This is a genomic window from Photobacterium phosphoreum (assembly GCF_002954725.1).
Taxonomy (GTDB): Bacteria; Pseudomonadota; Gammaproteobacteria; order Enterobacterales; family Vibrionaceae; genus Photobacterium; species Photobacterium phosphoreum.
On the sequence record NZ_MSCQ01000001.1, the window covers coordinates 883,604 to 907,693 of the forward strand.

Consider the following 24,090-nt stretch of genomic DNA (forward strand, 5'->3'; position numbering starts at 1 on the left):
ACATAGCATTGATTAACGTCACCGCCTTGAATTGCTTCTCGTTCATTTATTTTGAACTGTCGACCAAGTACTTCCGACAACTGGTGAGAAATAGCCTGCCACATAGCATCCTCCACGCCTTAAATTGGACTAGATAAAACTTGTCTATCAACATCTTAGTTCATTTCATATGGATATATCTGTGAAGTCGATACTATTTTAAGTAATCCACTACCGGATTTTGATTCAACCTATTGAAAATAAGCAATATACTTATTTTTATGTTGAAGTTGGAATATTATTTATCTTAGTTAAATCTTTATTTTTGTTTGTGATTGTCCGTTTACTTTTAAATATTTGCAGTTACTCTAAGCCGAAAATTTATTTGGTAATAAAAGGCACCATCATGAGCACTACAATAATTCCTACAGAAATGACGTTTTTTGCACGCTTTGAAAGTGACATCTTGTCAGGAAAAAAGACCATTACTATTCGTGATGAAGCTGAAAGTTATTATGTACCCGGTACCACTGTTGATGTGTCAACGTATGAAGATGGACGCTGGTTTTGTCGTTTAAACATCTTAACTGTTGAGCCGATAGCATTTAATGATTTGAATGATTTTCATGCACAACAAGAAAATATGACATTAGCTGAGCTTAAAGCCGTTATTCACGATATTTATCCTGGTATTGAGCAGCTGTACGTCGTGAATTACGCCTTAGTGAAGTAGTACTATAAAAAGTTAGGGTGATTCTTTGCAATATATTGTTACCGTTTGTATAGTGTCACCCTGTTTTTGCCTTAGCATGTTGCTCTGTATTGCGGCATCAAGGTAAAAATGTTTTTTCCATAAAAGCTTCTCTAAAAGCTTTATTAACTCAACATGTGCTACTTGGTGTGTGGCACCACTGTTTAAGGATATTTAAATGCCTGTTATTACTCTTCCTGACGGTAGTCAACGTCAATTCGACGACGCTGTATCAACGATGGATGTTGCACTTTCAATCGGTCCTGGTCTTGCGAAAGCAACCATTGCAGGGCGTGTTGATGGTGTTCGTGTTGATGCTTGTGATCTGATCGAAAATGATGCAAGCCTAGAAATCATCACAGCAAAAGATGATGTTGATGGTCTTGAAATCGTTCGCCACTCATGTGCACACTTGCTAGGTCATGCAATTAAGCAATTGTACCCTGAAGCAAAAATGGCGATCGGTCCTACGATTGACAATGGTTTTTACTACGATATCGATCTAGAGCAATCTTTAACTCAAGAAGACCTTGATGTTATTGAGAAGCGCATGCTTGAACTAGCAAAAACTAAGTATCAAGTTGTGAAGAAAAACGTAAGCTGGCAAGAAGCGCGTGATGCGTTTGATGCGCGTGGCGAAACGTACAAGATTGAAATCCTAGATGAAAACGTTGCTCGTGACGATCGTCCAGGCTTATACCATCATGAAGAATACATTGACATGTGTCGTGGTCCACACGTACCACACATGGGTTTCTGTCAAAACTTCAAACTATTAAGCGTTGCTGGTGCATACTGGCGCGGTAATAGTGATAACAAGATGCTACAACGTATCTACGGTACGGCATTCCACGATAAGAAAGCATTAAAAGCGCATCTAACACGTTTAGAAGAAGCTGCAAAGCGTGACCACCGTAAGATTGGTAAGCAACTTGATTTGTTCCACATGCAGCAAGAAGCACCAGGCATGGTATTCTGGCACCATAACGGTTGGACTATCTTCCGTGAGCTAGAAGTGTTTGTTCGTGAAAAACTGAACGAATACGATTACCAAGAAGTAAAAGGCCCATTAATGATGGACCGTGTACTTTGGGAACGTTCTGGTCACTGGGATAAGTACGCTGATGCAATGTTCACAACAAGTTCAGAGAACCGTGAATACGCAATTAAGCCAATGAACTGTCCTGGTCATGTACAGATCTTTAACCAAGGTCTAAAATCATACCGTGATTTACCATTACGTATGGCTGAGTTTGGTTCTTGTCACCGTAATGAGCCTTCTGGTTCACTTCACGGTATTATGCGTGTACGTGGTTTCACCCAAGATGATGCGCATATTTTTTGTACAGAAGCACAAGTACAACAAGAAGTTACATCTTGCATCGAAATGGTGTATGATACATACAAGACATTCGGTTTTGATAACATTGTTGTTAAATTATCTACTCGTCCTGAAAAGCGTGTGGGTTCTGATGCAATGTGGGACAAAGCTGAAGCCGATTTGATTACCGCGCTTGAGTCAATGGAAATTCCATTTGACATTCAAGAAGGTGAGGGTGCATTCTACGGTCCTAAGATCGAGTTCACTCTTCACGATTGCCTTGATCGCGCATGGCAGTGTGGTACTGTTCAACTTGACTTCGCATTACCTGAGCGTTTAGGCGCTACATATGTAGGTGAAGACAACGAACGCCATACGCCGGTTATGATTCACCGTGCAATTCTTGGTTCACTAGAGCGCTTCATCGGTATTCTTATCGAAGATTACGCAGGCTTCTTCCCAACATGGTTGGCGCCTCAACAAGCTGTAGTGATGAATATTACTGACTCTCAAGCAGAATATGTGCAAGAAATTGTAGAAAAATTGAAAAAAAGTGGAATTAGAGTCAATGCGGACTTGAGAAATGAGAAGATTGGCTTTAAAATCCGCGAACATACTTTGAAGCGAGTGCCTTTCATGCTCGTTTGTGGCGACAAAGAAGTCGAAGCAGGCGTAGTAGCAGTTCGTACTCGCAAGGGTAAAGATTTGGGTAAATTTAAGATTGATGAACTTGTTGCATTTATGCAGGAAGAAATTAGCAGTCGTAAGCTCAATATTGTGGAGGAATAAGGTATTAAAGGCGGAAAAAGAACCCAGGCACCAGTTAAGCAAAACGCGCATCGTCTAAATGAAGAAATTCGTGGCGTACGTGAAGTTCGCCTAACTGGCCTAGATGGCGAATCAGTTGGTGTTGTTTCTATTGAAGAAGCAATGAATGTTGCTCTTGATGCTGGTGTGGATCTAGTTGAAATTAGCCCTAATGCCGAGCCACCAGTCTGTCGTGTGATGGACTATGGCAAGTACCTGTTCGAGAAGAGCAAGGCTGCTAAAGAGCAAAAGAAGAATCAAAAACAAATCCAGATCAAGGAAGTTAAATTCCGACCTGGTACAGACGAAGGCGATTATCAGGTAAAACTACGCAACCTGAGTCGCTTTTTAGAAGAGGGCAACAAGGGCAAAGTCACACTACGTTTCCGTGGTCGTGAAATGGCCCACCAAGGCATTGGTATTGAGCTTCTTAATCGTATTAAGGCAGAACTTGAAGAGATTGCGATCTGTGAAAGTTTCCCTAATCGTGTAGAAGGTCGTCAAATGACCATGATGCTTGCCCCAAAAAAGAAGTAATAACGGCATTCAAGTAGCTAAAAAGCGCTGCTCTTAGTAGCGCTTTTTGTTCGCCCTATTACTATGATTATTAACTATCAACAATGCGGAGTTATCATCTCATGCCAAAGATGAAAACAAATCGTGGCGCTGCTAAGCGCTTCAAGAAAACAGCTGGTGGCTTTAAGTTTAAGCACGCTACTAAGCGTCACATTCTGACTAAACGTACTACTAAGAACAAACGTCAGCTTCGTCCAAATGCAATCCTTCCTAAGTGTGAAGTGGCTGCAGTTGCTCGTATGCTTCCGTTCGCTTAATCGTTTTTAGTTTTATATTTTTTTTAATTTTAGTTAGGAGTCTCCTATGCCTCGCGTAAAACGTGGTGTACAAGCGCGTGCACGTCACAAGAAAGTTCTTAAACAAGCTAAAGGTTATTACGGAGCACGTTCACGTGTTTACCGTGTAGCTTTCCAGGCTGTTACTAAAGCTGGTCAATATGCTTACCGTGACCGTCGTCAGAAGAAACGTACTTTCCGTCAACTTTGGATTGCTCGTATCAACGCTGCTGCACGTCAAAATGGTATGTCTTACAGCCGTCTAATCAACGGTCTTAAGAAAGCGTCTATCGAAATCGATCGTAAGATCCTTTCTGATATCGCTGTATTTGACAAAGCTACTTTCACTGTTCTTGTGGAAAAGGCAAAAGCTGCACTGTAATTTCAGTCTAGTTTTAAGTTGAAAAGGAGAGCCTCGGCTCTCCTTTTTTCGTATTTCGTATATAGCTTTTATGTTTTTACTAATGCCACTACGTCTTTGATCTAATAATGAGTATTATTTCGTTATTTTCTACAGTAAATTCCAACAAGGATAGTAGGGATTCTATGCTTTGTTTTTCTTTGTTTGCTAAAGTTGTTTTAACATCCAAACATCACAACCGCCGTGTAGGGTGCCTGTTAATGGCATTTCTAGATGAGTAAAGCCTAATCTTTCATATAAGCGTACGGCTGATTGCATGCTAGAGAGAGTATCTAAATAACATTCCGTGAAACCTTTTGTTTTTGCGTATTCTAAACATAGAGTTGAGAGTTTCTCCCCTAAACCTAGCTTGCGACCTTCAGGTAATAGAAACAGTTTTTTTAGTTCGCAGATCGTGTTGCTGTTATTAAAAGGAGCGATACCGCATCCACCGACAAGTTCGCCATCGACTAATGCGATTAAATATAAACTGCTAACACCATCATGGTAAAAACGACTCATATTCAAAACTTCGGCATCTGATGGGCCAAATCCTTCGCCTACCGCACCAAATTCAGCACCTACTTGCTTAATTATCTTGCAGAGTTCCATGTCAAAATCTGCCGTTATAGATATTACATTAATGTCCATCGCTTCTTGTCCTACCATTACTTATGTATTTTTTGAGTTTATTCCAATACCAATAACGAGCTGATCGTAAAAAGAAAGTATTAGATTTCTTATTTCGTTCGCAACCTCATTGTAGGGAATGACGAAAGAGGAGTACAAGTTCATTAAGCTACAACAGTCTGGATTGATCTGAATGATAGGGAGAGTATTTCACAAGTACATAAAAAGCAATATTTCGCATGCTCAGGAATAAAAGGCATAAAAAAACCAGTCATTCATCAATAATGAAAATGACTGGTTTTAAAAAAGAGGTGAGGTGTTAGTGCTTATGTACGTGCGTAGCGTTGATTACGTTTTTTGTTTGCTGTTGCTAAGGTCTTAAGTAAAAACGCTAGAAAACCAACAAATAATGCGTTGAAGCCCATAAAGAAGACAAGATTAATGAAATTGAAACCCTCTTCTGGCGCGATCGGCATTGCTGATGCTAGGCCATAATTACCAAGCAGTAATAGAGCAGTACAAAGAATCGCAGCGATAGTTGAAATTTTAGAAAGAGCAGCAAGATCTTTAGTATTCATAATATGGTTCCTAACATTGATATTGATCATAATTTACACTTAAAAATGTAATATTAAAACCAATTTGATAGAAAAAGATCGTATTTATCACAGCTTTGTTACATATAAAGCGCCTCAAGATTTAGAATCAAATGCGTTGAGACGCTAATATAAAGATATAAATCAGTGGATTAGTGTTATTAATTATGCGTGGCTATGAGTAAGGTACTGCTTCATTTGTCGTTGTGACTGTTTTACTCTCCAAACGAGACAAGCAAGAAAACCAACAAACATGAAATTAAATCCCACGTAGTAGATAACATGAATGAAATCGATATGCGTTTGATTCGTTAAGTGATCTTTCATTTCAATAGGCATGCTTAATGACATTCCATAATTGCCTAATATGACTAACGCAAGGCAAAGTAGGGAAGCAAAAATACTTATTTTAATTAAGGCTGATAAAAATTGGGCATTCATGATGATTATTCCAAAGTAAATATCGCTGAAATTTACTTTTTTCATTCTATTTTAGAAAGAGAGAAAAATGGAATATAGGTGTGCGAAATCTGTTTTATAGTCTACAGATGCTGACCATTAGTGTACTGAAAAAGTACAAATTCATATTTTAATGGCAAAAGACGTTTTTTTTTCATCCAAAGTTACTGTTTTATTACGATTCAATTTGGATTTAGACGCTGCTTTCTTTAGTATGTATCGTTATGCGATTTTATATCTCCCTTAAGGACGCCACCTGTGGGTGGATGAGGATACGATGCAACATCTAGACGAGATTATTGCCAACGCAACGGCAGCTATTGAGCAGGCTGATTCATCAGTCGCTCTGGACGAAGTTCGAGTTCAATTTCTAGGCAAGAAGGGTCATTTAACTCTTCAATTACAAGCCCTAGGTAAATTACCACCAGAAGAGCGTCGCACTGCTGGTCAAGAAATCAACAAAGCGAAACAAGTTGTACAAACATTACTTGTTGAGCGTAAAGATAGTCTACAACGTGCTGAGCTTGAAGCTAAGCTTGCTGCTGAGACTGTTGATGTTTCTTTACCAGGTCGCCGTATTGAAAATGGTGGTCTTCATCCAGTGACACGTACCATTGAACGTATTGAAAGTTTCTTTGGTGAGCTTGGTTTTACAACTGAAGCGGGTCCTGAAATTGAAGATGCTTTCCACAACTTCGATGCATTGAACATTGCAGAAGATCACCCTGCACGTACTGATCACGATACGTTCTTCTTTAACCCAGACTTAATGCTACGTACGCATACTTCTGGTGTTCAGATCCGTACCATGGAACACGGTCAACCGCCTTTCCGCTTTATTGCGCCTGGCCGTGTATACCGTAACGATTACGATCAAACGCACACACCAATGTTCCACCAAGTGGAAGGTATGTTAGTTGACGAAAACGTAAACTTTGCTCAGCTTAAAGGTATTCTTCACGATTTCCTTTGCAATTTCTTTGAAGAAGAAGTTGAAGTACGTTTCCGTCCTTCTTTCTTCCCATTCACTGAACCTTCTGCTGAAGTTGACGTGAAAGGCAAGAACGGTAAGTGGTTAGAAGTACTAGGCTGTGGCATGGTACACCCTAATGTTCTACGTTCAGTTAACATCGATCCTGAGAAGTACTCAGGCTTTGCATTTGGTATGGGCGTTGAGCGTCTGACTATGCTTCGTTACGGTGTTAACGATTTACGTGCGTTCTTTGAGAACGACTTACGTTTCCTAAAACAGTTCAAGTAAGCACTAGGGGCTAGAAATCTATGAAATTCTCTGAATCTTGGCTACGCGAGTGGGTTAATCCTGCAGTAAACAGCGAAGAGCTAGCTCACCAAATCACAATGGCTGGTTTGGAAGTTGACGGTATTGAAGCAGTTGCTGGTGAATTCACCGGCGTTAAAGTGGGTCAGGTTGTTGAGTGTGCTCCACACCCAGACGCTGACAAGCTGCGCGTAACTAAAGTTGATGTAGGCGCTGAAGAGTTGCTAGACATCGTTTGTGGCGCATCTAACTGTCGTCAAGGCATTAAAGTTGCTGTTGCAACTGTAGGTGCTGTTCTTCCTGGTGATTTTAAAATCAAGAAGGCAAAATTACGCGGTCAGCCTTCTCACGGTATGCTTTGTTCTTTCACAGAACTTGGTATTGATATTGAGTCTGACGGCATCATGGAATTAGCGGCAGATGCAGTATTAGGTACTGATTTCCGTGAATTCCTTGGTCTTGACGATGTGACTATCGATGTTGACTTAACAGCTAACCGTGCTGATTGTCTAAGCATTGCTGGTCTTGCTCGTGAAGTGGGTGTTCTTAACCGCGCTGAAGTGACAGAACCACAGTTTGATATTGTTGCGCCAACAGCGGCTGATACTATTTCAATTGAAGTTAAAGCTCCTGTTGCATGTCCACGTTACCTTGGTCGTATCGTTCGCAATGTGAACGTACAAGCTGAAACACCATTGTGGATGCAAGAGAAGCTACGTCGTTGTGGTACTCGCTCAATTGATCCAATCGTAGATATCACTAACTACGTATTGCTTGAAATGGGCCAACCAATGCACGCTTTCGATCTTGCTAAGATCGATGGTGGTATTGTGGTACGTATGGCAGAGCAGGGCGAAAAGCTGACTCTTCTTGACGGCAATGAAGCAGAATTAAACAGTAATACATTAGTGATTGCTGATAACACTCAAGCACTTGCAATTGCAGGTATCTTCGGTGGTCAATTCTCAGGCGTGAGTACTGAAACGAAAGACGTATTGCTTGAGTGTGCTTTCTTTGCACCTGATGCAATCCGTGGTCGTGCACGTAGCTACGGTCTACACACTGACTCTTCACACCGCTTTGAGCGTGGTGTTGATGCAACGCTACAAATGAAAGCAATGGAACGTGCGACAGCACTTATCATTGAAATCTGTGGTGGTGAAGTTGCGCCAATCGTTGAAGCTGAATCAGAAGCTGATTTACCTAAAGCGGCAACGATTGAACTACGTCGTAGCAAACTAGATCGTCTATTAGGTCATGCTATTGCTTCTGAAGAAGTCGTAGAAATCCTAACGCGTCTAGGTTGTGATGTTGAAACAACAGATGCTGGCTGGAAAGCAACCGCACCAGCATGGCGTTTCGACATGGCGATTGAAGAAGATCTAGTGGAAGAAGTGGGCCGTATTTTCGGTTACAACAATATCCCTAACCAATCGCCAGTCGCTGCACTAAGCATGAACTTACATAAAGAAGCGAATCTACCGCTGAAACGTGTACGTGATTTGTTAGTTGATCGTGGTTTCCAAGAAGCGATTACTTACAGCTTTGTAGAGCCTGAGCAACAAAAACTCATCGTGCCTAATATTGAGCCATTAGTTCTGCCTTTCCCTATTTCTGCGGATATGTCAGCAATGCGCTTAAGCCTATGGACTGGCCTACTAAATACAGTAGTGTTCAACCAGAAGCGTCAACAACCACGTGTACGTTTGTTTGAAGCTGGCTTACGTTTTGTACCAGAGCAAACTGCTGAAAATGGTATGCGTCAAGAAATGATGCTTGCGGGTGTTATTGCGGGTACACGTAGTGATGAGCATTGGGACATTGAAACTAACACTGTTGATTTCTTTGACCTTAAAGGTGATTTAGAAGCAGTACTTGAGCTTACAGCAAAAAATGCTTATAGCTTTAAAGCGGCTCAACACCCAGCACTTCATCCAGGTCAAACAGCAGCGATTGTTGTTGATGCAGGTCTTGAAACTGAGCGTGAAGTTGGTTTTATTGGTACTGTTCACCCTGAGCTTGAGCGTAAGTTTGGTCTTAATGGCCGTACGATTGCATTTGAAGTTGAGTGGGATGCAATTAATAAGCGTGACTTGCCTGAAGCTGTCGCTTTATCTAAGTTCCCTGCTAACCGTCGTGACATTGCGGTTGTAGTGAATGATAATATTGCTGCAAATGATATTGTTGCGGCATGTCATGATAATGGTGGCGAGCTATTAAAAGCCGTTAATCTATTTGATGTTTACACTGGTAAAGGTGTAGATGACGGTCAGAAGAGTCTTGCGATTGCGCTAACATTGCAATCAACTGAGCGTACATTAGAAGAAGCTGATATTGCAGCAGCAGTAGAAAGTATTGTTAATGCATTGGCTGAAAAATTTGATGCGTCACTTCGTGATTAAAAAAACGTCGTAATCAAATTTAAGTCTTTGTTTTAGAAAAGCAGCCTTTATAGGCTGCTTTTTTTTGATCTATATCTAAAAAATAATAACAGCTTGATAAATAGTTATATTTTCTATTTGTCAGGCATGAAGTAGAGTTTTTGACTGTATATTGCTGTTTTTTTAGTGTTTTAGTGCTGTTGTCGGTATTGACAAGATCAACTTGATGCATTGTTTTAGCGAAATTGTGCAACTAAAGTGGTGTGAATTGACATGAAGTTAACGTAAAAAAGTTGGCGAAAATCAGCGAGTTGGCTTAGACTGAGTCTAGTTGATAGTGAGAGGGATAATATAGTCCCGTAGTTTTTGCAGTTTAGAATTACATCTCTAATTAACATATACCTTATTCACAGTGGCATACTTTTTATATGTAGGTATGAACACTATCCATTCAACATAGTCTTGAGGGAGTTATCTATGGCGCTCACAAAAGCCGATTTGGCTGAGAACCTGTTTGAAAATGTTGGATTAAGCAAACGGGACGCCAAGGATACGGTGGAAGTCTTCTTTGAAGAAGTTAGGAAGGCTCTAGAAAATGGTGAGCAAGTTAAATTATCTGGTTTTGGTAATTTTGATTTGCGTGACAAAAATGAGAGACCTGGAAGAAACCCTAAAACGGGTGAAGATATTCCTATCTCAGCACGCCGTGTCGTTACATTCCGTCCTGGTCAGAAGCTAAAAGCTCGTGTCGAAAGTTTAGAAGTTAATAAATAAATCTTTCACAAATTTGCTGATCTGAACTGAAACCCAAGTAAATGTATTTTTACTTGGGTTTTTTATTATCTGCTTTTGCGATATCACTTGTAGCACGTCTATATTAAACATAGTAACGTTATTATTTCTTATCTCTAGGATGATATAAGAATGGGTAGATGGCGCTTATTTAAATGAACAACAAGGAGGTTGTAATATGACTTTAATCGAAGAAATAAAACGAGGGCAGTTTCTCAAAGCAACCTGCGATTTTTCGCAGCCTTTTGTTGCTGGTGAGTGGGTATTAGAGTCGGGTTTACATTGCCAGCTTTTATATCGTGGAGTGCTACAAATTACTCCGAGAGAATTAGCCAGTGATACGAAAGATATTGTATTGTCTTCTGGGATCCATGGAGATGAAACGTCGCCAGTAGAACTTGTTCAGCAAATAGCATCAGGTATCGTGTTAGGGCAGATTCAACCCGTGCATCGCTTATTGTTAATTATTGCCCATCCAGAAGCGATAAATCATCAACAACGATTTATGACAGAAAATATGAATCGACTGTTTCAAATTAGAAATGTTGAGAAAAATAACGAGTGTCGGATTGCTAATGCGCTTCAATTGGCGATTAACAGCTTTTATGGTACCTCTATCGCTATAAGACCTGAACGCTGGCATCTTGACTTACATTGCGCCATTCGGCCATCACAGCACGATACCTTTGCAATTAGCCCATATACAGATAAACAAACGCGCAGTAATAAATTGTTTAGCTTTATTCATCATGCCAAATTAGACGCTGTCCTACTTTCTAATACACCGTCACCAACATGTGCTTGGTATAGCGCTGAATATCATGGCGCTCAGGCACTGACTGTAGAATTAGGGCGAGTCGGTAAGCTTGGTCATAATGATTTCCGTTTATTAGCGCCATTTCGACACGCCATATTACAGCTCATCACTGATGTTGCTTTGCCGATTATTTGGACCAGTGAAGTTGAGGTGTATCAAGTGAGCCGCACGATTGTTAAACGACAAGCTGAATTTTATTTTACGTTTAATGATGACGTGGCTAATTTTACTTTTTTTGCCGAAGGTGATGAATTTGCCGTAGATGGCAGTCAAACGTATAGCGCCAGTACTGGTGGCGAGGCGGTTGTTTTCCCTAATCGGCATGTCATACTCGGCCAACGGGCTGCGTTAATGGTAAAAAAAGCCAACTTGATTTTTGATGAGCAAGTTCGAGTTTGTGCTAAAAATAACGCATCATATTGATAAGTAGCTTTAATATTGAAGTTTTAGCGGTGTTCCTTTTTATTATAGAAATAGCAAGGTATGGTATTTAGTCTTACTCTTTTGAGCGTAATAAGTATTGATGTTGTTAAATGAATTATTATACCGACAGCAGCAACGGTGGCGTACTTGCTTAATTGTCTCATCGTTATTATTGGTCGCTATTTGTGTGTTTGCTGTCGCTGTTGGTGAGATCTGGATTTTACCTTGGGCGCCTGATGGTGCACTTCAGCAACAATTGTTGATGCAATTACGTATACCACGAGTATTAGCCGCCTTGATTGTTGGTGCGGCACTGGCTAGCTCTGGTGCGGTATTGCAGGTGCTATTGGGTAATCCATTAGCAGAACCTGGTGTGTTGGGTATTTCAGGTGGTGCTAGTTTAGCGGTTGTATTGTTATTGTTCCTTGCTCCTATCACACCCACTCCCTTTCTTACCATGCTTGCCGCGATGACGGGCGCATTATTGTTTACCCTGATCTTAGTTGGATTTTCTCGACGACAAAAAGTCTCTATGGCACGATTATTATTAATTGGCGTTGCGTTAGGTATTTTTTCGGGAGCAGTGGTGACATGGGCATTTTATTTTAGTGATGATTTAAGTATGCGCCAACTTATGTATTGGTTAATGGGTAGTGTTGGTGGTGTGAGTTGGGGACAATTATCACTGCTATTTGTTATTGTGCCAGTATTAGTAGTGCTTTGTATGCAGGGTAAATCATTGGATGTGATGATGCTTGGTGATGTCGCGGCTCGCCAATTAGGCGTTGATGTTAGGCGCATTCGGTGGCTGTTGATCTTAATGGTATCGTTATTAGTTGGCTGTTCGGTAGCATTGGCTGGTGTTATTGGGTTTGTTGGTTTAGTTGTACCGCACTTATTACGGTTACAGTTTGGTACTGAAAATCGGTATTTACTGCCTCTTTCTGCTATTTGCGGTGGAATATTATTAGTATTAGCTGACACCTTATCGCGGGTTTTATTAGCAGATGCTGACTTGCCTATTGGTGTTGTGACAACGTCATTGGGTGCTCCCGTGTTTATTTGGATGTTAATGCGTTCGCAGTTGGATTAAATGATGGCAACAATGTTTGAAAAAAGTGACAGTTCAACGACTGAGTTAATATTAACAGCCCAAAATATTGCTTTTGTATCACGACTATTGCCGATGTCATTAATGCTTTATTCGGGGCAGATTACCCATGTTATTGGGCCTAATGGCAGTGGTAAAAGCACTGTGTTATCCATTTTGTCGGGTTTATTTGATTATGAAGGACGGATTAAATTACTGAGTGATGATTTAGCGGATTATGATTTACCATCACTAGCACATGTACGCAGTTATTTATCACAACAAGATAAACCCAGTTTTTCTATTCCGGTGTTTCAATATTTATCACTTGCCGTATCCGCTTTACATGATGTGGATATGGCACAATTACAACTAACATTAGATGAGATTTGTCAGCGTTTAGATATTCAAGATAAGTTATCACGTAATATTCAGCAGTTATCTGGAGGAGAATGGCAACGGGTACGACTTGCTGCTGCCTGTTTACAAGTGTGGCCTTCGATAAATCCTCAAGCAAAGCTATTATTGCTAGATGAACCGGCAGCTGCCTTAGATATAGGCCAAGAAGCGGCGATGTATCAATTAGTTCGATCAATTGCTATGCAAGGAATAGCCGTAGTGATGGTGAATCATGATTTAAATAGAACCTTACGCGAAGCGGATAACGTAGTGTTGTTAGATCACGGCCGCTGTATTGCATGTGGTGGTGTTGAACAAGTTATGACGGTAGATCGTTTACAGGCTGTTTTCAAAACAGGTATTCATAGAATAGATCATCAAGGTTTGCCATGCTTGGTGTTTGTTGATTAAAAAACGTTGATTAACGAAACGTTGATTGATGAAAAGTTGTTGAATTGTTTGATATTTATTCAGTAATAAGTAACAGCCATTATCGTTTGAATACTAACGATAATGGCTGGTTTTTATTATCCAATCCAGAGTAGGATCGCCAGTATTTGCGGCGATAAAATACGCAAACACATTACTAATGGATAAACGGTAGCATAAGACAGAGCGGCAGCGCCATTCGTTGGGTGCAGTCCATTTGCAAATGCCAGTGCTGGTGGATCGGTCATTGATCCCGCTAACATGCCACACATTGAAAGGTAATTAAGTTCGCCAAATATGCGAGCAATACAGCCAGTAATGATTAAAGGAATAAATGTAATTAATGCACCGTAAGCCATCCAGCTAAAGCCATCGCCATTAACTAAAGTATCAATGAAACCATTGCCTGATTTTAAACCAACCACCGCTAAAAATAATACAATTCCTATTTCACGTAGTGCTAAGTTAGCACTGGGAGGCATAAACCAATACAGTTTACCGATGCTACCAATACGAGCCAGTATTAACGCAACAATTAATGGTCCGCCGGCAAGACCTAGTTTAAGTGCTGCTGGGAATCCTGGTAAGTATAAAGGGATTGATCCTAATAAAATGCCTAACCCAATTCCAATAAAAATCGGCAGCATCTGAACGTGCTGTAGTTTTTGTTCAGCATTACCTACCATACCGCTTACCGCTGCAATGGCATCTTTACTACCAACAAGGTTAAGAATATCACCAAATTGGAGTGATGTATGGCTATTAGGTATCAGCTCAACACCTGCTCGATTGAGTCGAGAGATCACCACATCATATTTTTCTTTTAATTCTAATTCGCGAATTTTTTTGCCTAATACAATTTCATTGGTGACCACTAAACGTTCAACTTGTAAATCAGTACCTTTAGTTGAAAGGGAAATATCGACAATATCACCAATAACCAATCGCGCTTTTTCAAGTGCAGCTTTTGTTCCGACTAAATGTAAAACATCATTGAGCTCAATCGGGGTCGATTCTTTCGGTATTGACAGTTGATTGCCGCGTTTTAAACGTGAACAAATAATCGCACCTTCGGTGATTGCTGGAATTTGAACAAATGTAAGACCATTTAAATTAGGGTTACGAACGGCAATATTGAGTGTTTGTAAGCCTTCTTTTTTGTCACCGCTATTGGAGTTATAAACGATTGCCTCTTGATCAATATTCACTTTAAAGATCAATCGTAATAGCCACATTGAAATAAGAATACCGCAAATACCAAAAGGGTAAGCAACCGCATAGCCCATACCCGTTATATCTAATAAATCTGCGGATACGCCAAGCTCGGATAAAATTTGCTGTCCAGCACCTAATGCTGGGGTATTTGTAACAGCGCCTGAATAAATACCCAAAAGGATTGGAAGTGGAACATCAAAAATAATATAAAGCAGAACCGCGACAACACAGCCTAAGAATACAACCAGTGCAGCAAAACCATTTAGTTTTAAACCTGAACTTCGTAAAGAAGCAAAAAAGCCCGGCCCTACTTGAATACCAATGGTATATACAAATAAAATCAAACCAAACTCTTGGATAAAATGTAAGGTATGCGCATTTAATGTAATACCCATAGCTTCGGTATAGTGCCCAACGATAATGCCGCCAAATAGTACGCCACCAATACCTAAACCAACGCCTTTTATTTTCCAGCTTCCCATCCATAAACCAAGTACAGCTACCAGCGATAATATACTGATAGATAACGCAATATCACTCATTCTCAATACATCCTTGTTAGTGTAACTTCATTTTATATACTTAGATGTACATTTGTACGACAAATAAGGTTTGGATGTTATTGCTTTTTTATAAAAATGGGGCGGAGTATGAATAATTTACTGCAAATAGGATGACGATGACGATATTTAAAAGAGAAGTGTAGTCAGATGGTTGTTATTGGAGTAGGCCTTAATAAGGCGCGTTGTATTTTATCGGTTATTGTTGTTGTGAGTGTCTTTTAGATGAAAAAATACCTGCCAAATAGCAGGTATTAATTATTGAATACTCAAATAAGGATTATTTGTTTTTTAAGTAATCGATGGTATTTGCTAAATCTTGTAAGCTCTTATGTGCGCTGGTATTGACTAAGTATTTACCATTCACTAAAAAAGCAGGTACAGATTCTAGTGCTGCGTTACGCACGATATCTTCAGATTGCTGGAACATCTTAAAGACTTCTTTTTGTTGAGCTTCTGTTAGCTCATAAGGGCTTTTTAAGTTGTTATCATGGAAAATCTTATCAAGTGCTGTTTTGCGTTGATCAACAGACATATCTTTTGGTGAATCTTGTACAAACGCAAATAATTGTTCCATTAATGCATGGCTTGGGTTGTTGTCTGTTTGTACCATCGCAGCATAGAAGATAAAGGCGGCTTTTTGTGCGCTTTCATTAAAAATAACGTGAACTTGCTTGATATCGCTGTTCGTTAGTTTTTTAATTTCTGGCAGGATACTTTCCATCTTACGACAGTGACCACAAGAAAGAGAAAATATTTCTGTAACGCCTTTCATTTCTGGCATTGGGGTCGGGATCACTGAGTATTGATCACCTTCTTGTGGTGTTTTTGAGTCAGAACATCCTGATAGTGCAACCACAGTAAAGAGTAGAACAAAAAAAGCTTGATAAATACGTTTCATATTTTAGTTCTTTTATAAAAAATAATTACGACATTATGTCGATAATTTTCTGTAAATGCATCGACAAAATGATAAAAAGCCATAAAAAATGTGCTACTTAATTTATTTATGTACAAATGCTAAACGTTTATTAGTCTTGATTCATTATCTATAATAGAGAGCGAAGATCTCCGTGTGTTACACCTTATAATCAGCTATTATTAGCGGCTTTTTTGCCGCATGTGAGTGTTAATCGATGTACATTGGATTTGATTATGGAACCGCGAATTGTTCGGTTGCAGTGATGGAAGACAGTAAACCTAAACTTTTACCGTTAGAGAAAAATAATCAATATATTCCGTCGACCTTATGTGCACCGACGCGTGAAGCTGTGTCTGAATACTTATACCGCTTTATGGGGATAGCCCCGTCAGATAGTGTTGGTGAGCAGGTTTTACGTCGTGCTGTTGCCTTTAATCGTGAAGAGGATATCGAGGTTGTTGCAGGTGATCTGCAATTTGGTCAGGCGGCGCTTGATCTCTACCTTGATGATCCTGAAGAAGTGTATTACGTCAAATCACCGAAGTCTTTCTTGGGTGCGAATGGTTTACGTGATGGCCAAATTAGTTTTTTTGAAGATCTCGTTTGCGCAATGATGGTTAATATTAAGCGAACCGCGGAACAAAGCTTACAACAAGATATCACCAGTACCGTTATTGGACGTCCAGTTAACTTTCAGGGAATTGGTGGCGAGAGTGCAAACCAACAAGCTGAAGGCATCTTAGCGCAAGCCGCGAAACGAGCAGGGTTTAAAAATGTATGTTTTCAATTTGAACCCGTTGCTGCTGGGCTTGAGTATGAATCAACATTAACTGCGGATAAAACCGTGTTGGTGGTCGATATCGGTGGTGGTACGACTGACTGTTCGTTAATTCAAATGGGGCCTAACTTTCGGCATCTTACGGATCGTAGTTCAAGTTTATTGGCGCACAGTGGTCAGCGTGTGGGCGGTAATGATCTTGATATCCATTTAGCGTTTAAGCAATTAATGCCTCAATTTGGTTTAGGCAGTAAAACGGTGCGTGGTATTGATATGCCGTTTAATCAGTTTTGGAATCCGATTGCGATTAATAATGTTGCAGCACAGACTGAATTTTATGGTGATGCGAATTTACGAGCGTTAGAAAAACTTCGACATGATGCAGCAAACCCACAATTATTGTCACGGTTAATTCATGTTTATCATGAGACACTGGGCTATCAAATTATCCGTTATGCAGAAGAAGCGAAAATTGCGTTATCCAGTCAAGCGAAGCACACTGTGAATATGGCCTTAATGCAAGATTTATTTGAGGTGGATATTTCAGCTCAGCAATTGGAAGAAGCAATAGAAACACCAAAAGAAAAAATGCGTGATCTTGTGATTGAAGCGCTGGCACAGAGTCAAGTTAAGCCCGATGCTATTTATATGACAGGGGGAACAGCACGTTCGCCTATTTTACGTCAATGTATTGAACAACAATTACCGAATATTCCTATTGTAAGCGGCAGTTACTTTGGCTCAGTAACGGCAGGCTTAGCCCGTTGGGGTGAACGTTGTTATGGTTAATAGAACAATGAATAGATAAAAATCAATCATTCATTCAATGCCTGCTCTCATGCAGGCATTTTTAATATGGAAAGCCTACGCAGGTTTGGGGGCATAGGCAGAGCACCAACCATTCATATTAACTGACTTTCCTGGGAATATGGCGCAAGGTTGCCAATCACTATCATTGGATGTATTTCGAATTAAGAGGCAGTTTTTACATTGCTGACCTTTAACTTTTGAATTATTAACATATTTTAACGTGCTGGCTTGTGGGTTGTTTTCTTCTAGGTGAGGAAGTTCATCTGCATGAACAGATCGTATAATTAATTTATTACCTAGCGTTAAGCCAATAATACCGCCAGCCGTTAATTGTAGAAAGCGTCGTCGTGATGATTTTTTGATCATGATCCTTTCCTTATTCGTTATATTGAATAATTTTATTGGCATTGCCGATATAAGTAAAAATAAGCGTCCTGATCGTAATTTATAACATTACAGATATTAGCTTGTATAAATAATAGTATAGAGGAATTAAACAAACCAGAAGAGGTGTTATTTGCAGGCCTGCTTGTGATAGTGATTATTATTATCATTTGGTTGTAATTATATTTATCTGCTAAATAAATGCGAATAATATAAAACAGCATATTTGAACGATGTTTTAATGCTATAACTTATTGTTTATAATGTTATTTAAATAAATATCCTTTAGTGGTATTTAATATTTCATTTTCGGTGTCTTTATTTATTGTTTTATTTCAGTCTTAATGTAAGAAAATGCATAATAATTATTAACTGCTTTTTATTTATATTCATTACTAATAAAACGTTATAGCGATATTACTCTTGTTATTTCACATTGGGGCGAAATAACGGATAAGAAATATACGTTGTTAGATTAGTTTTACTTGAAACCTTGCAAGGAAACAGCATATGTCTGACGAGAACGTATTCAAACAGCCAAAACCGTTCTATTTGATATTTTCAATTGAATTCTGGGAACGTTTTGGTTTCTATGGCATGCAAGCTATTTTAACTGTGTATATGGTTAAAATTCTTGGTATGTCAGAGACCGCTTCTTTTACATTATTTGGTGCATTCTCAGCCTTAGTTTATGGCTCTGTTGCTATCGGTGGATGGGTAGGAGACAAGGTTCTAGGAACCAAAAGAACCATCAAATTAGGTGCGATGGTACTTGTTGTTGGTTATGCGTTACTAGGTTTATCAGCAACTAGTGGCTATGGCGGTTCAGATCTTATTTATATAGCCATGGGCTTTATTACCATGGGTAATGGCTTATTTAAAGCTAACCCTTCAAGTTTATTAGCGAAAGTGTACGGTGAAAATGATCCTCGCTTAGATGGTGCATTCACAATGTACTACATGGCAATCAACTTAGGTTCGTTTTTTTCGATGCTATTATCGCCATGGATTGCAGAAAAATTTGGTTATGACATTGCTTTTGGTGTAAGTGCGGCAGGTTTGGTTATTACACTTATCAATTTCTATATTAGTGGCCATATTGTAAAAAGTGTTGGCTCTAAGCCTGATATGAAACCGGTTAATAAAATATACTATTTAGGTGTTTTAGTCGGTGCCATTATATTGAGTTTTGTCAGTGCGATTTTGTTGCAACATCTATTTTATGCACATGCTATTTTGATTGTGGTTGGTAGTACAATTGTTGGGTTATATTTTAAAGAACTCTTCTCAACCTCGGGCATTGAGCGCGCAAAAATGTTTGTTGCTTTTGTGTTGATGTTGCAAGGTATTGTATTTTTCGTTCTTTACTTCCAAATGCCAACATCGCTTAACTTCTTTGCGATCCATAATATTTCACATGACTTATTTGGTATACATGTTGCGCCAGAACAGTTTCAAGCTCTTAACCCATTATGGATTATGATTGCGAGTCCTGTGTTAGCGATGGTTTACAATAAATATGGCGATCGTTTTTCAATGCCATTTAAGTTCGCACTAGGTATGGTGCTATGTAGCTTGTCATTCTTAGTGTTAGTACTTGGTGCTCATTTTGCTAACAGTGACGGTATTGTAGATTCAAATTGGTTGATTCTTTCTTATGGCTTCCAATCTATTGGTGAGTTATTCGTATCGGGTCTTGGTTTAGCGATGGTTGCTCAGCTTGTACCACAACGAATGATGGGTTTTGCAATGGGGATGTGGTTCTTAACATCAGCAACAGCAGCCGTTATTGCAGGCTGGGTTGCAACGTTAACAGCGGCACCTGCAAATGTAATTGAACCTCACCAAACGCTAATGTTATATAGCCATGTCTTCGGTATTATTGGTTACTCTACTGCTGGTATTGCTATTTTCACGATGATTATTGCACCTAAGTTAACCCGTGTTATGCGTGGTGAAGATACACCTGCAAAGGTTACGACTGCATAATTATTGCGAAGGTGACAGGTTTAAATAAAACGGATGCCGACTGATCAAGTCATTGGCATCCGTTTTTATTTGGGTGTAATAATGCAGAGCAGGGAGAGCAGGGAGAGCAGGGAGAGCAGGGAGAGCAGGGAGAGCAGGGAGAGCAGGGAGAGCAGGGTGTATCGTTGAATCATCTATCGTTATCGTATAATTACAGGGTTATTTGTACTCTTTATTTTGGTCGAAGCCAGAGAAGTGCCATAAATTTAAATTAAACTGAAAAGAGATCATTCGGCTGTATTTATTTAGACAAATTAACTATGCCACTTCAGCCATTATATCTAGATACTGAATTATATTGGTGTTGCTGCTGAAGAGCCAGAGAATGCGATACAGAAGGATAAGTAAGAAAGGTTGATAAGAGGGTAAGATATAATATGAATCGCTCATGGCAAGCGAGAAGCCGTTTAATAAGTACTAATATTAACAACAAACAAAAAAGCCTCAGTATCACTTCACTTCTGCAGTGATGAACTGAGGCTTTTTTATTGGGTGCTAATTACTGAACTGAGATTGGACTGTTATTTTCACGTTGCAATTTTAAACTTGCAAAGTATTGCTGGGTTTCATCAATAACAACATGGCGTAGCATCACTAAACCAATCAGGTTTGGAATAGCCATTAGACCATTAACAATATCAGCAATAACCCAAATCATATCCAACTGCATGAAGGCGCCACTGGCAATAAGCACTAAGAATACTAACTTGTAAGGCATAATAGCTTTTACACCAAATAAGTATGTAATACAGCGTTCGCCGTAGTAGTTCCAACCCAAAATAGTCGTAAAGGCGAAGAACATTAAGCCAATAGAGACCATTAATGGACCGTAATACTCAGAATGCAATCCCGTTGCAAAAGCATGGGTTGTCATTGTTGCGCCAGCAAAATCACCTGTCCATGACCCCGTAACCACAAGGGTTAAGCCGGTCATTGTACAAATAATGATGGTATCAAAGAAGGTTCCCGTCATTGATACTAAGCCTTGACGCACACATGAGTTAGTTTGTGCCGCCGCTGCTGCAATCGGGGCGCTACCTAGGCCTGATTCATTTGAGAATACACCGCGTGCAATACCCGATTGAATTGCTAACATCATACCTGCGCCTACAAAACCACCTGTGGCAGCGTGACCTGTAAAAGCGGATTGAATAACTGTTTCAATCGCTGCAGGTAAGGCATGGAAATTAGTGCCTAAAACAATTAAGCAAGCAATGATATAAAAACCAGCCATCAGTGGTACAACGGTACTTGCTACTTTTGAAATTGACTGAATACCGCCTAAAGTTACTGTCGCAACTAATAGGGTTAAGATAACAACCGTTATTTCTTTGGGTGCACTAAATGAAATATGCGCAGCTTCTACAATCGCATTTGCTTGTGGGAATGTGCCGATACCAAAACACGCAACACCAACAGCAAAAACGGCAAACAGTTTAGCCAGCCATTTGCTACCAACGCCTTTTTCAAGGTAGTACATTGGACCACCAAGAATTTGACCATTAGCATCAATTTCACGGTATTTAACAGCTAATAAACATTCTGCATATTTTGTTGCCATGCCAAATAAAGCCGCAAGCCACATCCAAAAAAGTGCGCCTGGGCCACCTAATTTGATTGCGGTTGCAACGCCCACAATATTACCTGTACCTATTGTGGCAGATAAAGCAGTACACAATGCAGCAAAGCTTGATACATCACCTTCACCGGTGCTATCTGGATCTTTTTTACCACCAAACACATATTGCAATGCGAGTGGTAGATAACGGATCTGGATAAAACCAAGTCGAATCGTAAGATATAAACCGGTACCTACTAATAAAATTAATAAGGGCGGTCCCCAAACAAAGCTATCTAATGTGCGTAGAAAATTAAAAATTGTGTCATGTAGTGGATTCATTATTCCTCCTTCAACGTACAAAGGAAGAGATATAGAACAACAGGTAAGTGTTAGTTACAGAATGGCTTCTTGTTGCTGCTCTTATCTCCTCTGTCCTTTTGCCTGAGAGTTTCACCGTAATTTGCTACGGTTTGCTCCTTCGGCGCTCGATTTAACGAGTCTCTCCAGAGGCTCCTCCAATAACAGTCCATACCTATTGCATTACTGCAACCTGGTGCCTGAAAGATTTACGAATCAAAACATAATGGGATCATGTCGTTTTTCGCTTACTTCTTCGGCGGGCCGACGTGTGATGCCGTATGGCATTCGTCAATGGCCGCTCTCCTGCTACCTTCATCGGAACTCATTTCGGCTGCAATGTTAGGGGATAAAAATGTGATTGTCAGCAAAAAAATCAAAAAAAAACCACTGGCTAAATAAAATAAGCGTTAGCGGATAACAAAAGGAATATTCCGTATAAAAATAAGCCAATTAAAAAGAAGGGCGTTATTTCAGCATTATTCCTCGTGGTTATTATTTGCGCGCAAATGTTAAGGGTTTAAAGTGGCATCAAGAACGGAGATTAATTCATTATTAGCGTCTGAGGTGATTTCCCAACCAAAAACGCCACCAAGCTCATGTTGTTTTACATAATCGGCTTTTGCCTTGAGTGAACGTTTATCTTCAAAACTAATATATTCTTTGTTTTTTTGATTATAAAGAACAGCCGCTTCTGCATGTTCATCATAGTAATAACGGTAGCCGAGGTTAGGGTTTTTAAGAAAATATTTACTGATGTCATTGTAGTTAAAATATCCAGGATCTTTAATATCTGATCCTTTACGTAACCCTCCTAGACTACTCAGATTTTCGAGTTTAGTCGAAGATATAAAATCAACACCTTGCCATCCTCTACCATAAAAAGGGCTGCCAATAATGATTTTCTTTTTAGTCACTTGTTTTTTGATCAGAACGTTAACTAGATTCTCGACAGAAATGTTATTCGGCGTATTGGGTGTGCTGTATAAATTACTGTGGTGTCCAACAACTTGACTCCAGTTACCTAAAAAATCAAAACTCATCAAATAAAGTTGATCTAAATGTCTAGAGACATTAGCCCAATCAATACCCGGTAAGGTTTTAGTGTCTGCACTGATAGCCGCTGAAAGTTGATAGTGGCGGTTATTTTTACGTCCTAAGTTGTCCAATTTTTGGCGCAGTTCTTCAATTAAAAGACTATAGGCTTCTCGTTCTTGGGTGATTTGATTACGCCCTTTACCCGATAGGCCATGCCCGCCAGGATATTCCCAATCGATTTGAATTCCATCAAAAAAATCATATTTCGTGATTAAAGCTACTGCTGTATTAATAAATGTTTGTCGATAAGTTGGATCAACAGCAATAGTATGGAAAGGTTCTGATAGTGTCCATCCACCAAAGCTCGGTAAAATACTTAAATGTGGATATTTATTCGATAATGCTTTTAATTGACCAAAATTGCCTTTATAGCTAACGCTAGTTGCTGTTTCACCTGCGAGCTTTATTTGTAAGGCTGCATATTCATCTAAAATAATAGCGGTTCCAATTGGTTTATCTGCACACTGGGTCTTAATTATTTTTTTGATGTTCTCTGGAGATGAATCAACCGGACCACAAGCGGCTAAAAATGCATAGATAAGATGGGTTAACTTCTCAGCAGGGATCATGCTTGCCGAATAGGGATTGTTGGGTGTATAGACTTTCCAATCAGGGAAATAAGCCGCAACAACATAGGTGCGGTTATGCTCAGTAGCATAGCTAGGGTTTATTTGAGAGAAAAACCCGCAAGCTAAAAGAAAACAGACAGAGAATACACGCATTGTGGTAGAGAAAAGAATCATTTACGTATTAATCAAATTATAAATAGACTGTATATTATTGACTATATTAACAAAAAAACATACGTGCATTTTTGTTGTTATTTGATATTAATCACAAAATTAATATCATGTATTTAATATGAACATAAGCTAATATTTTCTGCTGGGATTTTTAGGTTTGATAATGATAGTTATATTTCCTATTGGCATACAATATAAGAATATTGATAGAATCTAATATTTAGAACAAC

The 24,090-nt window shown here is 39.4% G+C and carries 21 protein-coding genes and 1 riboswitch; of the genes, 13 read left to right on the plus strand and 8 right to left on the minus strand.

Annotated features, from left to right (window positions below; genetic code table 11):
- Positions 1-385 precede the first annotated feature (385 nt).
- The 5 genes from yqfB to rplT all read left to right on the plus strand — a co-directional run bounded on the left by yqfB (position 386) and on the right by rplT (position 4,091).
- Positions 386-712 carry a N(4)-acetylcytidine aminohydrolase gene (gene yqfB, locus BTO21_RS03880; RefSeq protein WP_045029431.1) on the plus strand — a complete coding sequence of 109 codons (327 nt, stop codon included), beginning with the start codon at positions 386-388 and terminating at the stop codon, positions 710-712.
- Positions 713-908: 196 nt separating this feature from the next.
- Entirely contained in the window at positions 909-2,840 is a 1,932-nt protein-coding gene (gene thrS, locus BTO21_RS03890) for a threonine--tRNA ligase (protein WP_065192833.1), read from the plus strand.
- 3 nt (positions 2,841-2,843) lie between these two features.
- A complete protein-coding gene (gene infC / locus BTO21_RS03895) occupies positions 2,844-3,395 on the plus strand; it encodes a translation initiation factor IF-3 (protein ID WP_082056847.1) in 552 nt (183 codons plus the stop codon).
- Between the two features lie 101 nt (positions 3,396-3,496).
- On the plus strand, positions 3,497-3,691 hold the full coding sequence (gene rpmI, locus BTO21_RS03900; RefSeq protein ID WP_005367387.1) for a 50S ribosomal protein L35: 195 nt from the start codon (positions 3,497-3,499) through the stop codon (positions 3,689-3,691).
- A gap of 46 nt (positions 3,692-3,737) precedes the next feature.
- The gene (gene rplT, locus BTO21_RS03905) at positions 3,738-4,091 is read left to right on the plus strand and encodes a 50S ribosomal protein L20 (RefSeq protein ID WP_036795101.1); all 354 of its coding nucleotides are present in this window, start codon (positions 3,738-3,740) and stop codon (positions 4,089-4,091) included.
- Between the two features lie 186 nt (positions 4,092-4,277).
- Here the strand turns inward: rplT and BTO21_RS03910 are convergent, their stop codons facing one another.
- From BTO21_RS03910 to BTO21_RS03920, 3 genes are all read right to left on the minus strand, one after another.
- The gene (locus BTO21_RS03910; RefSeq protein WP_045029429.1) at positions 4,278-4,760 is read right to left on the minus strand and encodes a GNAT family N-acetyltransferase; all 483 of its coding nucleotides are present in this window, start codon (positions 4,758-4,760) and stop codon (positions 4,278-4,280) included.
- Between the two features lie 305 nt (positions 4,761-5,065).
- On the minus strand, positions 5,066-5,317 hold the full coding sequence (locus tag BTO21_RS03915) for a phenylalanyl-tRNA synthetase subunit alpha (protein ID WP_045029409.1): 252 nt from the start codon (positions 5,315-5,317) through the stop codon (positions 5,066-5,068).
- Between the two features lie 183 nt (positions 5,318-5,500).
- The gene (locus BTO21_RS03920) at positions 5,501-5,776 is read right to left on the minus strand and encodes a hypothetical protein (protein WP_052672644.1); all 276 of its coding nucleotides are present in this window, start codon (positions 5,774-5,776) and stop codon (positions 5,501-5,503) included.
- 295 nt (positions 5,777-6,071) lie between these two features.
- Between BTO21_RS03920 and pheS the strand changes: the two genes are divergently transcribed.
- The 6 genes from pheS to btuD all read left to right on the plus strand — a co-directional run bounded on the left by pheS (position 6,072) and on the right by btuD (position 13,386).
- Positions 6,072-7,055, plus strand: coding sequence for a phenylalanine--tRNA ligase subunit alpha (gene pheS, locus BTO21_RS03925; protein WP_045029407.1), 984 nt, complete (start codon positions 6,072-6,074; stop codon positions 7,053-7,055).
- A 20-nt stretch (positions 7,056-7,075) separates the two neighbouring features.
- A complete protein-coding gene (gene pheT / locus BTO21_RS03930; protein ID WP_045029406.1) occupies positions 7,076-9,475 on the plus strand; it encodes a phenylalanine--tRNA ligase subunit beta in 2,400 nt (799 codons plus the stop codon).
- 456 nt (positions 9,476-9,931) lie between these two features.
- Entirely contained in the window at positions 9,932-10,228 is a 297-nt protein-coding gene (gene ihfA, locus BTO21_RS03935) for an integration host factor subunit alpha (protein WP_036795089.1), read from the plus strand.
- Positions 10,229-10,424: 196 nt separating this feature from the next.
- On the plus strand, positions 10,425-11,486 hold the full coding sequence (locus tag BTO21_RS03940) for a succinylglutamate desuccinylase (protein WP_045029404.1): 1,062 nt from the start codon (positions 10,425-10,427) through the stop codon (positions 11,484-11,486).
- Positions 11,487-11,586: 100 nt separating this feature from the next.
- Positions 11,587-12,579 (plus strand): vitamin B12 ABC transporter permease BtuC, encoded by a 993-nt coding sequence (btuC, locus tag BTO21_RS03945; protein ID WP_045029403.1) that lies wholly within the window; start codon positions 11,587-11,589, stop codon positions 12,577-12,579.
- A 12-nt stretch (positions 12,580-12,591) separates the two neighbouring features.
- Complete coding sequence (btuD, locus tag BTO21_RS03950; RefSeq protein ID WP_082056848.1) at positions 12,592-13,386, plus strand: vitamin B12 ABC transporter ATP-binding protein BtuD; 795 nt, start codon at positions 12,592-12,594, stop codon at positions 13,384-13,386.
- 116 nt (positions 13,387-13,502) lie between these two features.
- Here the strand turns inward: btuD and BTO21_RS03955 are convergent, their stop codons facing one another.
- Positions 13,503-15,161: a putative transporter gene (locus BTO21_RS03955; protein ID WP_045029401.1), complete on the minus strand. Its 1,659-nt coding sequence runs from the start codon at positions 15,159-15,161 to the stop codon at positions 13,503-13,505.
- 298 nt (positions 15,162-15,459) lie between these two features.
- On the minus strand, positions 15,460-16,080 hold the full coding sequence (locus tag BTO21_RS03960; RefSeq protein ID WP_045029400.1) for a thiol:disulfide interchange protein DsbA/DsbL: 621 nt from the start codon (positions 16,078-16,080) through the stop codon (positions 15,460-15,462).
- Positions 16,081-16,315: 235 nt separating this feature from the next.
- On the opposite strand from BTO21_RS03960, the gene yegD reads away from it, so the two are divergent.
- Entirely contained in the window at positions 16,316-17,668 is a 1,353-nt protein-coding gene (gene yegD / locus BTO21_RS03965) for a molecular chaperone (protein WP_045029398.1), read from the plus strand.
- 75 nt (positions 17,669-17,743) lie between these two features.
- On the opposite strand, the gene BTO21_RS03970 is transcribed toward yegD, so the two are convergent.
- On the minus strand, positions 17,744-18,055 hold the full coding sequence (locus BTO21_RS03970; RefSeq protein WP_045029397.1) for a high-potential iron-sulfur protein: 312 nt from the start codon (positions 18,053-18,055) through the stop codon (positions 17,744-17,746).
- A 528-nt stretch (positions 18,056-18,583) separates the two neighbouring features.
- Here BTO21_RS03970 and dtpA point away from each other — a divergent pair.
- Positions 18,584-20,062, plus strand: coding sequence for a dipeptide/tripeptide permease DtpA (gene dtpA, locus BTO21_RS03975; RefSeq protein WP_105026691.1), 1,479 nt, complete (start codon positions 18,584-18,586; stop codon positions 20,060-20,062).
- 538 nt (positions 20,063-20,600) lie between these two features.
- On the opposite strand, the gene BTO21_RS03985 is transcribed toward dtpA, so the two are convergent.
- Positions 20,601-22,001 carry an alanine/glycine:cation symporter family protein gene (locus BTO21_RS03985; RefSeq protein WP_045029395.1) on the minus strand — a complete coding sequence of 467 codons (1,401 nt, stop codon included), beginning with the start codon at positions 21,999-22,001 and terminating at the stop codon, positions 20,601-20,603.
- A gap of 80 nt (positions 22,002-22,081) precedes the next feature.
- Positions 22,082-22,179, minus strand: a riboswitch (glycine riboswitch).
- Between the two features lie 352 nt (positions 22,180-22,531).
- Entirely contained in the window at positions 22,532-23,860 is a 1,329-nt protein-coding gene (locus BTO21_RS03990) for a glycoside hydrolase family 18 protein (protein WP_082056846.1), read from the minus strand.
- Positions 23,861-24,090: the final 230 nt, after the last annotated feature.

Bases quoted from the DNA above. Each gene is read 5' to 3' on its own strand.
- yqfB (WP_045029431.1), top strand. From the start codon at position 386: ATGAGCACTACAATAATTCCTACAGAAATGACGTTTTTTGCACGCTTT.
- thrS (WP_065192833.1), top strand. From the start codon at position 909: ATGCCTGTTATTACTCTTCCTGACGGTAGTCAACGTCAATTCGACGAC.
- rpmI (WP_005367387.1), top strand. From the start codon at position 3,497: ATGCCAAAGATGAAAACAAATCGTGGCGCTGCTAAGCGCTTCAAGAAA.
- rplT (WP_036795101.1), top strand. From the start codon at position 3,738: ATGCCTCGCGTAAAACGTGGTGTACAAGCGCGTGCACGTCACAAGAAA.
- BTO21_RS03910 (WP_045029429.1), bottom strand. From the start codon at position 4,760: ATGGACATTAATGTAATATCTATAACGGCAGATTTTGACATGGAACTC.
- BTO21_RS03915 (WP_045029409.1), bottom strand. From the start codon at position 5,317: ATGAATACTAAAGATCTTGCTGCTCTTTCTAAAATTTCAACTATCGCT.
- BTO21_RS03920 (WP_052672644.1), bottom strand. From the start codon at position 5,776: ATGAATGCCCAATTTTTATCAGCCTTAATTAAAATAAGTATTTTTGCT.
- pheS (WP_045029407.1), top strand. From the start codon at position 6,072: ATGCAACATCTAGACGAGATTATTGCCAACGCAACGGCAGCTATTGAG.
- pheT (WP_045029406.1), top strand. From the start codon at position 7,076: ATGAAATTCTCTGAATCTTGGCTACGCGAGTGGGTTAATCCTGCAGTA.
- ihfA (WP_036795089.1), top strand. From the start codon at position 9,932: ATGGCGCTCACAAAAGCCGATTTGGCTGAGAACCTGTTTGAAAATGTT.
- BTO21_RS03940 (WP_045029404.1), top strand. From the start codon at position 10,425: ATGACTTTAATCGAAGAAATAAAACGAGGGCAGTTTCTCAAAGCAACC.
- btuC (WP_045029403.1), top strand. From the start codon at position 11,587: ATGTTGTTAAATGAATTATTATACCGACAGCAGCAACGGTGGCGTACT.
- btuD (WP_082056848.1), top strand. From the start codon at position 12,592: ATGTTTGAAAAAAGTGACAGTTCAACGACTGAGTTAATATTAACAGCC.
- BTO21_RS03955 (WP_045029401.1), bottom strand. From the start codon at position 15,161: ATGAGTGATATTGCGTTATCTATCAGTATATTATCGCTGGTAGCTGTA.
- BTO21_RS03960 (WP_045029400.1), bottom strand. From the start codon at position 16,080: ATGAAACGTATTTATCAAGCTTTTTTTGTTCTACTCTTTACTGTGGTT.
- yegD (WP_045029398.1), top strand. From the start codon at position 16,316: ATGTACATTGGATTTGATTATGGAACCGCGAATTGTTCGGTTGCAGTG.
- BTO21_RS03970 (WP_045029397.1), bottom strand. From the start codon at position 18,055: ATGATCAAAAAATCATCACGACGACGCTTTCTACAATTAACGGCTGGC.
- dtpA (WP_105026691.1), top strand. From the start codon at position 18,584: ATGTCTGACGAGAACGTATTCAAACAGCCAAAACCGTTCTATTTGATA.
- BTO21_RS03985 (WP_045029395.1), bottom strand. From the start codon at position 22,001: ATGAATCCACTACATGACACAATTTTTAATTTTCTACGCACATTAGAT.
- BTO21_RS03990 (WP_082056846.1), bottom strand. From the start codon at position 23,860: ATGATTCTTTTCTCTACCACAATGCGTGTATTCTCTGTCTGTTTTCTT.